General features: G+C 48.1%; 11 protein-coding genes. 9 read left to right on the top strand and 2 right to left on the bottom strand.

Annotated features, from left to right (window positions below; all coding sequences use genetic code 11):
* Positions 1-11 precede the first annotated feature (11 nt).
* Entirely contained in the window at positions 12-566 is a 555-nt protein-coding gene (locus tag HB364_RS25465) for a hypothetical protein (protein ID WP_167291220.1), read from the top strand.
* A 77-nt stretch (positions 567-643) separates the two neighbouring features.
* Here HB364_RS25465 and HB364_RS25470 read toward each other — a convergent pair whose 3' ends face one another.
* The gene (locus tag HB364_RS25470) at positions 644-973 is read right to left on the bottom strand and encodes a high-potential iron-sulfur protein (protein WP_167291222.1); all 330 of its coding nucleotides are present in this window, start codon (positions 971-973) and stop codon (positions 644-646) included.
* A 3-nt stretch (positions 974-976) separates the two neighbouring features.
* A complete protein-coding gene (locus HB364_RS25475) occupies positions 977-3,136 on the bottom strand; it encodes a PVC-type heme-binding CxxCH protein (protein ID WP_167291224.1) in 2,160 nt (719 codons plus the stop codon).
* A 183-nt stretch (positions 3,137-3,319) separates the two neighbouring features.
* Here HB364_RS25475 and HB364_RS25480 point away from each other — a divergent pair, with 183 nt between their 5' ends.
* The 8 genes from HB364_RS25480 (at position 3,320) to HB364_RS25515 (ending at position 16,872) form a co-directional block, all read left to right on the top strand.
* Positions 3,320-5,377: a hypothetical protein gene (locus HB364_RS25480; protein ID WP_246228617.1), complete on the top strand. Its 2,058-nt coding sequence runs from the start codon at positions 3,320-3,322 to the stop codon at positions 5,375-5,377.
* A 203-nt stretch (positions 5,378-5,580) separates the two neighbouring features.
* Complete coding sequence (locus HB364_RS25485) at positions 5,581-6,948, top strand: DegT/DnrJ/EryC1/StrS family aminotransferase (RefSeq protein ID WP_167291227.1); 1,368 nt, start codon at positions 5,581-5,583, stop codon at positions 6,946-6,948.
* Positions 6,949-6,971: 23 nt separating this feature from the next.
* On the top strand, positions 6,972-8,333 hold the full coding sequence (locus HB364_RS25490) for a hypothetical protein (protein ID WP_167291229.1): 1,362 nt from the start codon (positions 6,972-6,974) through the stop codon (positions 8,331-8,333).
* Positions 8,323-9,678: a neutral/alkaline non-lysosomal ceramidase N-terminal domain-containing protein gene (locus HB364_RS25495; protein ID WP_167291230.1), complete on the top strand. Its 1,356-nt coding sequence runs from the start codon at positions 8,323-8,325 to the stop codon at positions 9,676-9,678. Before HB364_RS25490 ends, HB364_RS25495 begins: the two co-directional genes overlap by 11 nt.
* A gap of 27 nt (positions 9,679-9,705) precedes the next feature.
* Positions 9,706-10,611 carry a hypothetical protein gene (locus HB364_RS25500; protein ID WP_167291232.1) on the top strand — a complete coding sequence of 302 codons (906 nt, stop codon included), beginning with the start codon at positions 9,706-9,708 and terminating at the stop codon, positions 10,609-10,611.
* A 127-nt stretch (positions 10,612-10,738) separates the two neighbouring features.
* On the top strand, positions 10,739-13,924 hold the full coding sequence (locus HB364_RS25505) for a SusC/RagA family TonB-linked outer membrane protein (protein ID WP_167291233.1): 3,186 nt from the start codon (positions 10,739-10,741) through the stop codon (positions 13,922-13,924).
* Between the two features lie 19 nt (positions 13,925-13,943).
* Entirely contained in the window at positions 13,944-15,779 is a 1,836-nt protein-coding gene (locus tag HB364_RS25510) for a RagB/SusD family nutrient uptake outer membrane protein (protein ID WP_167291235.1), read from the top strand.
* A gap of 22 nt (positions 15,780-15,801) precedes the next feature.
* Positions 15,802-16,872: a DUF5017 domain-containing protein gene (locus tag HB364_RS25515; protein WP_167291238.1), complete on the top strand. Its 1,071-nt coding sequence runs from the start codon at positions 15,802-15,804 to the stop codon at positions 16,870-16,872.
* The last annotated feature ends 12 nt before the right edge of the window (positions 16,873-16,884 follow it).

Consider the following 16,884-nt stretch of genomic DNA (forward strand, 5'->3'; position numbering starts at 1 on the left):
AACCTTAAACTATGAAAATCAGGATAGGCTGGCTACTCGCAGCAGGCGTACTGTTGTTGACAAGTTGTGTTGATCAAAACGAAAGCGGCCAGGAAGCTTACCGTTGGGTGATCTTCGGAACAATTCCCAGGAAGCCAGGCGAGGACGGTAAAGTTGCCGGCATTGCTACGTGGAACGAGCCGCTGCGTATTACAACAAGAGCCGCAGATACTTTTACGATATGCAACAATTACGACAGTATTTATATATCGTTTCCCGGGAATGCCGATGCGAAACTGTTTAAAAAGGTGCAGATTGAATCCAAGGTTTGGAAAGCCAGGCCGAACTATGGTAACCTGTTTTTTGTGGGTAATTATGTTACAGAAGGCCTTCCTGGTTATTATATCAGCTTTTATTTCACCAAAGACAGGAGTACCAGTATGCAGCTACATTATACAGATCCCGGAAATATGAATGCTGTAATATTATTTGCGAAAGACAGTATCAATATCCTGAAGGAAGCCGGTGTGATCATAGATCCAAGAGATGAGCTCCCGGAACCTCAAAGAATCAACTCGCATCGCTGATAAGGAGAGATTAGTAGCAACAGTCAAACAACAGCAGGGGGCTTATGCCCCCTGCTTGTATTATAATAGGTGGCCGCTCATTCTTCCGACAAAGGGGCAAAATAAGTACAATAACCTCCGGCCTCCACTGGTCCTTTAAACAAGGCGCAATGACCACAATCACCTGTCTGTGCCGGCGGCAGGTACAATTTACACGTACTGCATTTACTGTCTGCCACAGGGGTGACCGCCACATAGCCCAGCTTTTTTCTTTTCTCCTGTTCTTCCTTGCTAACGCCACTTACATCATTGCAGGATGCAGAGGAGGTCTTTTTCTTGCTTTTACAACGGCTCAGCAACAAGGCGCTGCCCAATGCGAGGCTGCCAATGCCCAACGTGCTTTTGATAAACTGTCTGCGTGTATTCATGACTTAGTGAATAGTAGTAAATATTTTGTTCAGTTCCGCTACAGTTTGATTCGTTATGTTGTGTAAGCCGGTCCTGAGATCTTTGATGCTTTTTATTAATGCAGGCGAGGCGTTCGTAGATTTTTCTATGCCATTCATAAAGCCGGTTATGGCAACTGCAAGGCGGTTGTTCAATGGCAGGGGAGGGTGGGTAAGAAGTGTAAGAAAATGGTTTACCTGCGCCTGGTCATTCCTGGCCCCAATGCAATAAGAAAGATCCTGGACGAAGGTGTTTGCAAATTTTGTGGTGTCGGAAATATTGTTGGCGAGCAGTGTCTCCAGCATATAAGAGGTGGAACCTGCCTCAGCGCTTAGCACAGCCATCTGCACGGGTTTATGATATCCATAACGGCTCAATGCCTGTACAAAGGCATCTCTTACGGATTGGTTATTGAACTGCCCCAGGCTCAGTACGGCCTGCAGCACAACCTGGGCTGAACCTTTTTTGATCAGGGCAATCATGACTGGTGCACAGGCCGGATAATGCTCCGCCAGTACCAGGCCATGCGCCTGCACATTGGCCGAACTGTCTGTAAGCGCTTGCTGCACGATGGAAATATCCAAGGCATCCAGAGCTTCCAACACATACAGGGCATGCAACCGTGCCCTTGCATCTCCCGCTTGCCGGAACATTTTCTTTATAGCAGGTATAACCGATTTATCCTGTCTTTCTACCAATAACCGGTGTGCCTGCAAGGCATACCATTGGTTGGGATGAGCAAAAAGGGGCACAAGGCTGTCACCACTCATTTTGCTTAATTGGAACGACGGTTTTTTGTACCTGCTGCCTGCCGGCATGATTCGGTAAATACGGCCTTTGTCACTGCCATTATAAAAATCCATACCGGCTTTCAGGTCGTCCGGGATGGCCGAAGGTGTTTCAATGTGTTGCCTGTAAAAATCGAGCAGGTACAAATAGCCGTCGGGCGCGCTGCAAAAATTCACCGGCCGGAACCAGGTATCTGTCGAAAAAATAAATTCTCTTTTCTCTTCACCCGGCGCACGCCGGGCTGTAAAGAAAATACTATCGGCAGGTCTTGTTAGTACATCCCGGTGTACAAGGTTGCCGGCTACTTCACCGGTAAAAACATTTCCGTAAAATGGGGCAGGCAACCCATCTCCATTATAATAAGTTCCTCCGGAAGCCCCGGTAAAATGGTCTCTTTCATATTCTACCCTGGCCAGTTTGCTGGCCTGGAATTCGGCATTCCTCCTTTTGGTGCGTTCTGCCCGCCAGTAGGGAGTGGCCGATTGCTGGTGCATAATGGGGTCGTGGTCGGATATATTCCTGATCGATCTGACGGTAGGAAGATAGGGGTGCCGGTGGGTATAGCGCCAGGGGATCAGTGTTTGCTGAATATGGATCGAGTTTTCCGTCACGAACCGGTTGCCATCATCATCTAATGCCTGACCAAACTGTCCCGGTCCTGTTTCCGGTTCAAAAAGATGACGATCGAGTCTGAACCGGAAGTCGGCGCCCTTTACAGAAAGCGGTGGCGCCGCCGGGTTATCTTTAAAAGTAATATTGCCTTCCTGGCCCCTGTTGTTGGCATAGATCCAGTTGTCTGCGCCAAACCGCAGGTTGGTGATCTGTGCTTCGGGATTGTCTCTAAAGAAACCGCTGAAAAGCACTTCATGGGTATCAGCCACAAAATCGCCGGTAGTGTCTTTCATATACAGGATCTCCGGTGCGGCGGTAACCAGTAAGCCGCCTTTCCAGGGCAAAATGCTGGTGCCTTCAGATAGCTTGTCGGCAAATACGATGGAAGTGTCTATCCGCCCGTCTCCATCGGTATCCCTGAGTACACGGATCTGTCCTCTTTCTTTTCCCGGTTCAGGCTGTTCGGGATAATCCGACATTAATACCACATAACAATTCCCATCTTCATCAAACTCCATGGCAACAGGATCTGCTACATGGGGCTCAGCGGCGAACAATTCTATTTTGAGTCCCGGAACAATGGAAAGACTTTGTACTGCCTGATCGGGCGGGAGGGGGCCTGGATAAGTTGCGTTGTTTTTACAACCGGTAACGGCGCTGCACGCAAAAAAGAGGAATAGGTACAGACAGCGAATGGACCATGTTGCCGAAGGCATCTGACAGGCGGATTTGATACGGGTCATCAGGTTTTTTTGTTTTTGATGCGTTGAAACGGTAGATTTGGTTCTTGTTCGTTAACGTACACGAATATATCGCTTAATTTCAAAATAATGCTCTTTTTTTAATCCCCCTTTATAGCAATGAAACAGGCAAACAGCAGGCGACAGTTTATTCGAATGGTTTCTTTGTCCGGTATAGGAATATACATGGCGGATGGCCACGCATCATCTCTTGTATTGCCTGGTGGCAATAACCCGGTACAGGAAAAACAGACACCGGTAGTACCGGGTGGGCCATTTATTTCCCGGAGAATGGCAAGCTGGTGGAGTACGATAGAAGACCTGCAATGGCCACAGAAAAAGATCGTTGATAAAATTAAACGGCGCGCCGAAGGGTTTGCTGCAGCAAACATTGACACAGCCATCAATTACGGATTTCATATACGGTTCGACTTTGCCAATTACTTTGGCCAGTTGCATGGCTACTATGCCCAGGTAAAAGAAGAACTGCACCAGCGGGGTATCCGGTTCATGGAGCACTACTCGTGCAACCATGTGGAGCGGCCACGGGGCAATGCCGAATGGCATACCCTGCAAAAATCGCAGCGGCATCATACACTATTATTTCATGATCCTGTTGCTGCGAAATATGCACAGTATGAAGGCTATCTTTTCCAGAGCTTGTGTGAAGTGGATATCAGGGATGGCAGTCGCGGTTATGCCAAACAATACCAGTTGGAAACCTTCTGCCACAACAATCCCCACTTCCTGGATATGCACCGCAAATACCTACAGCGGCATCAACAGGAAGTAGGATGCGATGGCTTCCAGGTAGATGATATGTGTAACTATGCAGGGTTGACTACCTGCGGTTGTACCTGGTGCAGGGAGCGGTTCAGAAAAGACTATGGGCATGAAATACCTCCTTTTGGTGAAAAAGCCTTCTGGGGAGATGTCAGCAAACCCATGTTGCAATGGGGCAACTATGACAATCCTGTATTCAGGGACTGGCTGAAAATGAAAGACGATAGCATTACCGATCATGTAAAGATGGTAAAGGAAACGATCGGTCAGAAACCGTTGATGACCTGTTGTTCCAGCACCGGCCCGGTAGTGCTCAATGCCGTTTCGCTGAACCTCGAAAGGATTGCCGCGCAGGTAGACTTCTATATGCTGGAGAATGTAGGCACCAATATTAAATGCGTGCACTGGGTGGAAAAAGATGCAGAAGCATTACAGCAAAAGGATATTGCCCGCAAGCGGGGCCATGCGCCGGCCATCGCACTGAGCTATACCATTTACCGGGAAGGTGGGTACCTCGGCTGGGCGCTTGCCCGTTTTTGGGGAGTGGCCAACTGGGCCAGCACTTTTCATCAAAGACTGGAAGAAGATCCGGCTGACGCCATGGAAGTGGAAGACCTGATACAACCCATCAACAATTGGGAGATCAACTACAGTAACCTCGATTGTCACGAAGGGCAGGACCTTGTTGAAGTAAGACTGGCGAACAATAGCTATTGCAGGGCCAATGGATGGAAAGGAACGGATGGCAAAGAACACTGGGACAAGGTGAAAGCCTGGTCGGAACAATTTGTGAAGCATAACATCGGCTACCGGTTTGTACGGTGGGAAGAACTGGCCAGTGCAGATGCCTTGCTGGCCGAAAATACCCCGCTGGTGATCGATAGCATGGCTTGCGTGTCGGACAGGCAGTACCAGGCATTATGTACTTACCTGGCAAAAGGCGGTGCAGCCTGGCTGGCATTGCCATTTGGTACACATGATGAAAAAGGGAACAGGCGCAACGTGCCGTTTTCAACCGGTTTGCTGGCGCGTCAATACAAACAATTGATACTGGTTAAAACGGCTACCAGCGGCCCGGTGTTAAACAACCTGTTGACAACCCGAAAATGTACACCGGCGGTTGTGCAAACAGCAGGGAACAGCAATTGGGCCATCAGGGCCAGGAAACACAAGGACAGAACAGTATTCCATTTTCTGAATACGGCCCTGGTGGGTAAGCCTCATCCGGTGATCAGGGATATAAGCAATGTACCTGTCCTGAACGGCATTGAGGCTGATACTAAAGACAACAGGCTGGTGGTGGAAGTGAATACCCGCATCATTCCTGTTTCGTCCTTAACAGTAGTAAGCCCTGAACTGGCGGCACAGAACCGGGTTGTTACAGTCATTAAAAAAAGCCAACAGGTGGTTGAGCTGCACTTCGATCTGTCGGATATAAAAATATATGCAGTGGCGCAATGATCAGGGTATTTCTTTTGTTAAGAAATGAAGTATTTGATAAAAAAGTTTGGCTGGGAGAAAGCTTTTCCGTTAATTCGTGTACGTTAACGAAATTGATACAAAAACACCTTTTATCCTGCGCCCGTTTACAAAATATGTCCCGTTAAAGTTCAGTATCCTTTATTATAGTATCGCTTATATAGTTATCACGCAAATAAATAAGAATGAGTCATACCTCAAGACGCAAATTCATCAGGAACGGTTCATTGGGAACGGCCGGTGTGCTGTTATCATCGGGCCTGCTCAACAATTCCCTGGCCACATCACTTAACACGTCAACTGCCAAACCGGCTATATTGGGTGGCATGCCAACATTTAACCCCACCGATTGGGTAAAGTGGCCGGTGTGGCTGCAGGGTGAAGATGAGCAGCGCTTCCTCGACAGTGTAAGAAGCGGCGTATGGTCGCGCAATAAGATCGTGACGGAATTTGAAACAACATGGGCTGCCATGCTGGGGTCAAAAAAATGCCTTACGGTAGTAAACGGCACCAATGCCCTGATCACGGTCATGAACAGGCTGGATATAGGACCCGGTGATGAAGTGATTACCACACCCTATACCTTTATTGCCTCCATACAAGCCATACTGGCCAACAATGCCATGCCTGTATTTGCAGACATCGATCCGCTTACCTTTCAGATAGATGCTACTAAGATAGAGCGCCTGATCACCAAACGTACAAAGGCCATTCTCGCTGTGCATATACTGGGATTGCCTGCCGATATGGACAACATCATGCGTATTGCACAAAAGCACAACCTGCTGGTGATTGAAGATGCCTGCCAGGCGCACCTGGCAGAGTATGATCACAAAAAAGCAGGTACCATAGGAAAAGCCGGCTGCTTCAGTTTTCAAAACTCCAAGAACCTGCCGATCGGTGAAGGGGGAGCCATTGTATCGGATGATGAAAAACTCATCGATCAATGTTATGCGGCCCATAACCTCGGCTACGGTAATGCTACTTCTACCGGCAGCATTGCTGCTGAAAGTTCGATGAAAGCCGGTAAAGTAAGATTGACCGAATACCAGGCTGCTATTGGCCTGGCGCAACTAAAGCGGCTGGAAGCGCAAACCGCCACCCGCAATAGCAATGCGCAGTACTTAACTTCCATGCTGAAAGACATCAAGGGTATTACGCCCATCAAACTGAATGATAAAGTTACACAGGGCGCCTGGCACCTGTATGCGTTCCGGTATAACCAGGAAGCTTTCAAAGGATTGGCGCGGCAGTCATTTATCAAGGCATTGGCGGCAGAAGGATTGCCTTGCTCCGGTGGCTATAAGGTAATGCATACACAGGAGTTTATGCGCGATGCTTTCAACTCCAGGGTCTATAAAGGTTTTTATACAAAAGACCTGCTCGATTTTAATAAATACAGGGAGAGAAGCAAATGCCCCGAAAACGCATTGCTGTGCAATGAAGCCGTATGGATACCACAGAACGTTTTACTGGGCACAAAGGAAGAAATGGAAAAAATTGCCGCCGTAATAAAGAACATTAGCAACAACGCCGATAAAATCAAACATTAAGAAACTAAAAGTTTAAGAAGTTCATGCAACCAGGTAAGCAAAGTGAGCAGGCTGTTTTGAAGCCGTCTAAGCCATATGAGAAAACATTGATCGCGAAAACTTTTGATTCAGGATTTGAATGGGCGCACGATACCTATAATGCCATTACGGTAGCCGGTGACGGTAGGGTATACTATGTGCTTTCCTCTGAAAAACATGATGTGGCCGGCAGGATATATGTTTATGCCCCTGTTGGTAATGTCATCTCGTTCCTGGGTGACCTGACGGAGGTCTGCGGCGAGCAGGGACAAAACCTCATTTCGCAGGGCAAAAGCCATGTGGAATTTTATGAAAGAGGCTCCAGGCTTTTTTTCTCCACGCATGTGGGATATTATGAATTAATTGATGGCATGGACCGTTTGCCACAGCACGCGCCCAAAGGTTATGGTTTGTACAAGGGCGGCCATATTTTGTCGTACGATCGGCAAACCGGCCGGTTTGAGGATCATGCCATCATCCCGGATGGCGAAGGAGCGGTGTCCATGACCATGGATACAGAACGGGGAAATATCTTTTGCATTTCCTGGCCTTCCGGCAACTTTATTCACTACAACGTGGACACCCGTGAAATGAATGACCTCGGCAGGACGGCTGGTAAAGGGGAGGATGGTACGCCGGGTAATGACTTCAGGTCGCTTTGCAGATCGCTGTTCATTGATCAGCGTGATGGCACGGTGTACTATTCTACGGCGGAAGGGGATATCTATGCTTATGAGCCGCAGTCACGCTTATTGCGTAAACTGGAGGAATGTAACCTGCGGATAGATTACTTTGGGAAATACGATCCTACGCAACCGGGCAGTATGGGCTATAACTGGAGAAAAGTCTTCTGGCATCCGGAAAACGCCGTGGCGTATGGCGTGCATGGAAATTCCGGTTACCTGTTTAAATTCGATCCACGCGAAGAGAAGATCGAACTCGTAGAGCGCATCACGTCGGGTCTGTCCAAAAAAAGCGGCATGTTCGATCAGTTCAGCTATGGTTATCTCGGCTTTCAATTGGGCCCCGACCAGGAGACTATTTATTACTTAACAGGCGGGCCTGTTTATCACAATGGAAAGCGTATTAGCGGATTGAGTGAAATTGCCAAAGGAGCTGCAAGGGGATTGGAAAACCTGCACCTGGTTACCTACCATATTCCTTCCGGCAAGTACAGCGATCATGGTCCGGTGTTTTATGAAAATGGCGACAGGCCCTTGTATGTAAATTCCATTGCTGTTTCGCCTGCTGGCGCTATTTACGCGCTGGCCCGTATTGACCGGAACGGAAAAACAATTACGGATCTGATCAGTATTCCTGATCCGCTGGTAAAAAAAGACAGAAACACCCACGCCAATGGCAAATAAGTATAGGCTTCTATTGTTTTTTGTATTGCTGCAGCAGGTATCCTGGGCAGGCGGCATCAAGGTTGGAACAGGCAGGGTAAGCATAACACCTGAACTGCCTTTCTATTTGAGCGGCTATGCAGTACGTACAACACCGGCGGTAACCAAAGTACATGACCTGTGGGCAAAGGCATTGGTAATAGAGGAAAATACCTCCAGCCGCATCGTGATCATCACCACGGATGTGCTGGGTTTAACTTCTGCTATCACTGAAACCGTGGTCGACAGGGCGCAAAAGAAATATGGTATTGCACGGTCGCAGATTGTTTTCAATGCTTCGCATACCCATTCAGGCCCTATGATATGGCCTGCACTAAGTATCATAGGAGAGTACGATGCGGCTACCATACAAGTTTTTACGCGGTATACAATGGATCTGACGGATAAATTGATGCAGGCGATCGATATGGCCATGCAAAGCCTGGTCCCTATGACCTTGAGTTATGGGAACGGAACCGCAGGATTTGCTGCCAATCGCCGGCAGTTCACGGCAAAGGGCGTTGCGAATGGCGTAAACCCTACCGGGGCTGTTGATCATGATGTGCCGGTGCTGGCGGCCAAAGACGCGGAGGGAAAAGTAAAAGCCATCCTGTTTGGTTATGCCTGCCACAATACGACGGTTACCAGTAACAGTAACATCGTGAATGGCGATTATGCAGGCTTTGCACAGATTGAGCTGGAAAAAATGTTTCCTGAAGCAACAGCCTTGTTTTTTACCGGTTGTGCCGGCGACCAGAATCCCATCCCAAGAGGAACGCTGGAACTGGCAGAAAAATACGGAAAAGAGCTGGCCGGCGCTGTACAGGTGGTGCTGGCCGGTAAAACCGAGCCCGTGGGCGCACCTTTGCGCAGCGCCTATACTACCACCAAACTGGATTTTGAACCGGTTAACCGGGAAGCGATGGAAAAGGAACTGCTGGACAGCAGCCGTTTTAAACAAAGAAGGGCCCGGCTGGTCACGGAGGCCTACAATAGGGGCTGGGATATGTCAACACACCCATATCCTGTGCAGGCTGTGCGCATCGGCAACAAATTGACCCTACTGGCCCTGAGTGGTGAAACCGTGGTGGATTATTCGCTGAAAGCAAAAAAAGCATTTTCATCAGAGCGGCTATTTGTGGCCGGTTATTGCAATGAGGTGGTTTGTTACATACCCACCCAAAAAGTGCAGGCAGAAGGTGGTTATGAAGCAGTGGAGAACATGATATACTATGGGATGCCCGGACCCTTTAAAAAAAATGTGGAAGACAAGGTGTTTGCTGCCATCAATACCGTGATGCAGCAGATTGGTGTGCGAAAAAAATAATTATAACAATGTATTAATTACTACAACATGCCACGACAACTGCTTGTTTTCCTGAGCCTCTTATTGATGACGGCCTGCGCTAATAAAAAAGCTCAACGCTCGGCTGGTGATGTACCGGCCAGCGAGATCCGTACCAACAACCTGAAGAACACTTATGGCACCTACGCCAGGCCGCCGCGAAAAGGAGGGCCGGATGACAGGGTAGATATTCCAAAGCTGATTGATCAGTTAAAGGACCTGCATGCCAATACCTATCACTGGCTGATCTGGCACAATGTGAACGATTGGGACGACCTGAAGCTGTTTCTTCCGGAAGCGAGAAAAAATAACATCAAAGTTTGGGTAACCATATTACCTCCTTCAGAATCCAAGCCCATCTCCAAATTTGATTCAGAACCTTACGCGCAGGATTACCAAAGGTGGGCTACCGAAATTGCCCTGTTAAGTGTAAAGGAACCCAGTCTCGTAGCCTGGAGCATCGATGACTTTGCACATAACCTCACCCGCTTTACCCCCGCGTTTACAGATAGCTGCCTGCAAAAAGCAAGAGAGGTCAATCCCCGCCTGGCTTTCATCCCCTGTGTGTATTACCGCCAGGTAACACCCGCTTTTGCGGCGAACTACGGTCCTTTAATGGATGGAATATTGTTCCCTTACAGGGCCGAATCGGTGCGCGCCAACCTGCAGGATCCCACCATGGTACAAAAAGAAATAGATACGTTGCGTACATTATTCAGGAAGGATTTCCCGGTGATCGTAGATATCTATGCTTCAGCTCATTCAAGACTGGGCCCTTCTACTCCTGAATATGTAAAAAATGTATTGAGCCTGAGTCATCATTATGCCGAAGGCATTCTTATTTTTTGCCACCAGGACCCCGTCACCGCTTCGGAGAAATACAACCTTATCAAAGCTGAATTTAGTAAACAGTAATGATTGCCATTGAAAATTGCCTGACCTGTAAATAAACCCGTTTACAGCAACGGAAGCGCCTATTCAACCTTATCCTCGGGTACGTACACGAACAACCAAAACATTCATCAATTCAACTGTTTCTGTTATGAAAAGAAAATGTAAAGCAGGTTGTATATTCCTGAGGCTTCATTTTTCTTGTTCTTATTGGCTCATGGCATTGTTGATTACCGGTTTTTTACCGGTAACAGGCCGGGCGCAGAGCCAGCCGGTAGTAACCGGCCGGGTAGTGGAGGCCGCCACTAACAAAGGCTTGAAAGGGGTAACCGTATCGGTTAAAAACACCAGCCGGAAATCAGCTACCAGCGAAGATGGCCGGTATACCATCCAGGCAGCTTCGGCAGATGTACTTGTTTTTACTTTCATTAGTATGAAAGTCCACGAGGAAAAAGTGGAGGGTAGGACCGTGGTAAATGTAGGGATGATACCCAAAGACACCTCGCTCAATGCCGTGGTGGTTGTGGGGTATAATTCGGTAAAGCGGGGCGACCTGACCGGGGCCGTGGCGCAGGCCAATATGCAGGATATATCGAAGGCACCCGTAGGTTCCTTTGCTGAAGCGCTGGCAGGCAGATTGGCTGGGGTACAGGTGTCAAGCTCCGACGGACAACCCGGTGGAGGGATGAACATTGTGATCAGGGGCCCGGGCTCCTTAACCCAAAGCATCTCGCCCTTGTATGTCATTGATGGATTCCCCGTGGAAGATATTGACCCGGCTACCATCAACCCGGACGATATAGAATCGATAAGCATCTTGAAAGATGCGTCGTCAACAGCCATCTATGGTTCAAGGGCCGCCAACGGGGTAGTGCTTATCCAAACCAAAAAAGGCAAAGCCGGTAAGGCGGTGGTTTCACTGAGCGCCTCCAGCGGGTTTCAACTGAAGCGGAAAGAAATAGCGCTCATGAGCCCCTATGAATTTGTAAAATACCAGTTGGAACGGTTTCCCACCGCACCCGAATCATGGAGATACATAGCCGGCGGCAAATCGATAGAAGACTATAAAAACGTACAAGGAACAAATTACCAGGATTACGTATTCACCCAGGGAAAGATCAATATTTATAACCTCGCAGTAAGAGGGGGTAACGAGCAAACAAAATATTCCGTGTCGGGATCTTACTTTGATCAGGAGGGTATTGTTATCAATACCGGCCTCAAAAGATATACGGGCAGAATATCGCTCGACCACAACATCAGCAATCGTATCAAAGCAGGTTTTATAGCGGGCTATACCAACGTTACGTCCTGGGGACAAACCATTAGCAGCAGTCCTTCCTCCAGCACATCGAGCTATGTCATGTTCAGAACATGGGCATACAGGCCCGTCGGGTTCCCGGATGCAGGCCTGGACCTGTTAGCGGAAGAAACTGATGAATCGTCTATCACCAGCAGTGATTTCAGGATCAATCCCGTGATAGACCTGGAAAACCAATACCAGTACGATTACAACCGGCAGTTGGAAGGATTGGCCAATGTGAGTGTCAACATTTCGAAAGACCTCGTTTTAAAATTAACGGGTGGCATCCGGAACAACAGTTATACCTACGACCGGTTCTATAATTCAAAGACAACCAAAGGAAGCCCGTCCAATCCCAACAATGCAGATGGTATCAATGGTTCTGTACAGGATACCTATACCAATAGCTGGTCCAACGAAAACACACTTACCTATAACCACGTGTTTAACGAAAAACACCGGCTCTCTGCCATGGCGCTGCTGAGTTTCCAGAAGAACAGGTACCGCACCGAAGGTTATTCCGGAAGGCTGTTGCCCAATGAAAGTCTTGGTATGGCCGGGCTGAATGATGGCATCGCCTTTAACCCCGTTTCGCACAGATCGTACAATACCCGCAGTTCGTATGGCGGCATGGTGAACTATAGCTATGATTCCCGGTACCTGCTCACACTTAACTTCCGGGCCGATGGTTCCTCCAAATTTGCAGCCAGTAACAGGTGGGGCTATTTTCCCGGCGCCGCTGTTGGCTGGAATATGCACCATGAAAAATTCCTGTCAAAAAGCAACGTCATCAGCAACTCGAAGATCAGGGCCAGCTACGGCATCGTAGGTAATGACCGCGTGGGCGATTTTAGCTACATATCGGCATTGACCACTTCCACCAATGGTTATTCTTTCAATGGCGCCACCCCCACATTGGCTGTTTATCAGTCTAACCTGGGCAATGCAGACCTTACCTGGGAAAGGACCACGTCCATAGATGTTGGGTATGAACTGGGACTTTTCAACAACAGGGTAGAGCTGACAGTTGATCTCTATAAAAGAACAACAGATGACCTGTTGCTGAATGCGCAGTTGCCGCCAACTTCCGGGTTTTCGACCGCGTATAAAAACATCGGCAAGCTCGAAAACAAAGGTGTTGAGCTGTCGCTGAATGCCCGTGTTATTCAAACCGGTTCATTTAGCTGGGAAACCGGTTTTAACATCACATTCAACAGGAACAAGGTATTGGCGCTTACAGAAGGGCAGCGCAACCTCGACAATGCCGTTACCACAGATGTAAACTATAACGACAACCTGTATACCTCCGAGATCGGCAAACCTTCGGGCATGATGGTAGGTTATGTTTGGCTGGGCAATTACCAGTACAGTGATTTTAACAATACCGCTCCCGGTGTATATGTATTGAAACCCGAGGTGCCCACCAATGGCAAGCCGAGGAATACCATTCAGCCGGGCGATGTAAAGTATAAAGACCTCAATGGAGATGGCGTGGTGAACAGTGATGACAAAACCATTATTGGCCGCGGCCAGCCTGTGCATTGGGGTGGATTCGTCAATAACTTTAAATATAAAGGGTTTAGCCTGAATATATTCTTCCAGTGGTCGTATGGTAACAACATCTACAATGCCAACCGCATCACCTTTGAAGGCAATACCAACGGAAGAAAGAACATGAACCAGTATGCCTCGTATATAAACAGGTGGACGCCGGAAAATCCCACCAATGAAAACTTCAGGGCCGGCGGAGAAGGGGTGATCGGTTATCACTCCTCGAAATATGTGGAAGATGGGTCGTACCTGCGGCTGAAAACACTGTCGCTGGACTATTCATTGCCCACGCGTTATATAAAAAGACTGTTCATGAGCAGTTTGTCGCTGAATGTGGCCATGCAGAATGTTTTGACGTGGACTAACTATACCGGTCTGGACCCTGAAGTATCTACACGCAACAATATTCTTACGCCCGGGTATGATTACTCGGCCTATCCCCAGGCAAGGAACATCACGTTTGGTGTAAAAGCTAATTTTTAAAACGTATAAACTCCCCAGTATGAAAAGAATACATTTCCTGTTGTTGGTGTTACTGACTGCAACAGGTTCCTGTAATAAGTTTCTTGATGCCAAACCGGAGGATATCGTTTTTCCGGGTAATTATTATCAAACGGAGCAGGAGCTGGATTACGCCTTAACGGCGGTGTATCATATCCTGGGTTCCGACGGCCTGTATGGGAACAATGCCCTCTATCTCTTAGGCTGGTCGGCCGATGAGGGATATATGAACAGGAGTTCCATTGCCGTAGGCGCATTCAGGAATAACAATACCATCAGTGATACCTATGTTACGGCGCTTTGGAGAGAGTTGTACAATGGCATTAACCGGGCTAATATTTTACTCGCCAATGTAAACAACAATACAGCCATCCCCGAAGAAAAAAGACAAATAGTGCGTGGGCAGGCGCTTTTTTTAAGGGCTTACTTTTACTTTTTGCTGGTGCAGAACTTTGGCGGCGTTCCCCTGAAATTGCAACCGAGCAACTCCGCCATTGATGTACATATAGCAAAAGCTACTGATAAAGCAGTGTACGACCAGATCATCAAAGACATGACCGAGGCGGAAGGTTTGGTACCGACTATTAACACCGTCGGTTTTAGTGGCCGTGTAACAAAATCTGCTGTCAGGGGCCTATTAATGCGGGTATGCCTCCATATGGCGGGCTACCCTGTAAAGGAGGAAGCAAGGTACCAGGATGTGATTACCTGGGGAAAGAAGATCATAGACGACACCCAGGCTGGCCACCAGTTGAATGCCAGTTATTCCAATATTTTTATTACAACGGCCCAGGAAAAATATGACATCAAAGAAAGTATCTGGGAAGTGGAGTTTGTGGGGAATGGCACCGATAATTATTCTGAGACAGGAAGAAACGGCTGGATCAACGGCATTTCCACCGCCAATACCAACACGGGCAGGGCCGATGCCTACATGAGTTATACGGCCAAATTATACAACAGTTATGAACCCGGCGACTTGAGAAAGTTCTGGTGTATTCCGTTCTTTAACTACACGGCATTGCCTGCCGCCAGCGGTACCAAAACGCTCATTAACGAGATCGCTACCGAAGCGGGGAAGTATACCAGAACACCCGGTAAATGGCGGCGTGAATATGAAACGCTCATACCCAAAATGGCTACCCGCTCGCCCATCAATATTCCTTTATTACGCTATTCGGATGTGCTGCTGATGTATGCTGAAGCGCAGAACGAATTACAGGGGCCCACTACGGAAGTGATCGACCTGGTGAACAAGGTAAGACGCAGGGCCTGGTCAACCGGTATCAAAAGCATTACCGTAACAAACGGTGGAAGCGGTTACACATCGGCGCCAACTGTAACCATCACCGGTGGGGGAGGAAGCGGCGCAACGGCTAAAGCCGTGATCACGGCGGGTGCCGTAACACGCATCGACCTCGACCGCGACGTCACCGGCGTTACGTTTTACAACAACGGTAAATATACTTCGGCGCCAACCATTACGATTACCGGCGGAGGCGGAACAGACGCTTCGGCCACCGCTGACATTTACCTGTTGACGGACGCTGATGTAAAGCCGGCCTTTACCGCCACCAAAGAAGCGTTCAGGAAATTCATACAGGATGAAAGGCTGCGTGAACTGAATTTCGAGAACCTTAGAAAGGCCGACCTTGTTAGGTGGGGTATTTATTACGAGGTGAGCCAGGCAATGGCCGCTACCATGACGATCGATATGCCCGGTTCTGTATTCATCAGCTATTATTCCAATACAGAAACCCCCAAACATTTATTGCTTCCCATACCGGCTGCAGAAATGGTCACCAATAATAAAATGGTACAAAACTCCGGTTGGTAATCACCTATAAAATAACATGACTATGCAATATAAATTATGGTTGTTCATAGGCTATTGCCTGTTGGCCGGCTCCTGCTCCAAAAAGTTGGGAAAAGTAGACGCCCCGGCATTTGAAGTGACTGTAAAGAAAACAACCTTTAAAGTGGGCGAACCGGTGTTGTTTAGTTTTAAAGGCGAACAGGATAATATTGCGTTTTACTCCGGTGAAGGGTTTAACGACTATGCTTTTAAAGACGGTCGTGTAATAAATGTGAGCGGAAAAGGTGTTGCGCTTGATTTTGCCACTCAGTTATCTGGCACCGGTACCCAAACCAACCAGCTTTCTGTATGGATTTCCGGCGACTACAACGGTAAAAATGACCTTGCCAATATACAGGCAGCTACCTGGGCCAATATTACCGACAGCTTTACGCTCGCTACTGCCGCCACCAGCGTGGCCTCTGGTAAGGCAGATATCAGCTCCTGGTTTACACCTGGCAAACCGGTGTACATCGGTTTTAAATACATCACCAAACCGCAGGAAACAAACGGCCTGGCCCGTTCATGGGGTATACAAACGGTGGTGGTAAGAAGCAAAGCGCCATTGGTGTTAAACAAAGAATTGCTGCTCACAGACCAGGAAAACGCCGGTTTCCGGATCATTGATCAGTATCCGAAAGACGCGCCTTCCAAATCTACTATTATCTCCACCAAAATATCCCTGCTCGGGAATACATACAAGCAGTCTACCGATTCTATTTTTAATCCCAACTATTCTCTTTACAACCCCGCCAACCCGATCTACAATCCGCAGAGTCCATTGTATAGCCCTACAGCAGTTATACCGGTATACGTTCCCTTCGATCCGGCCAGCCCTTACAATGATCCGTTAACCGAAACCTGGGCCATATCAAAACCCATTTACGGTGATTCGGTCAATCTGGGACCCGACTGGGCGCTGTCGCTGAAAGGAATAAATACAGATTACCTGCAGGAATATGTTTATACTTACAAAACGCCGGGCACGTATAAAGTGTATTTTATTGCCTGGAACCAGAATATTGAAGGGGCACAACAAGTGATCAGGCAGGTTGACCTTACCATAACACCTTAACCAGGATAACAT

Source organism: Paraflavitalea devenefica, assembly GCF_011759375.1.
GTDB classification, from domain to species: Bacteria; Bacteroidota; Bacteroidia; order Chitinophagales; family Chitinophagaceae; genus Paraflavitalea; species Paraflavitalea devenefica.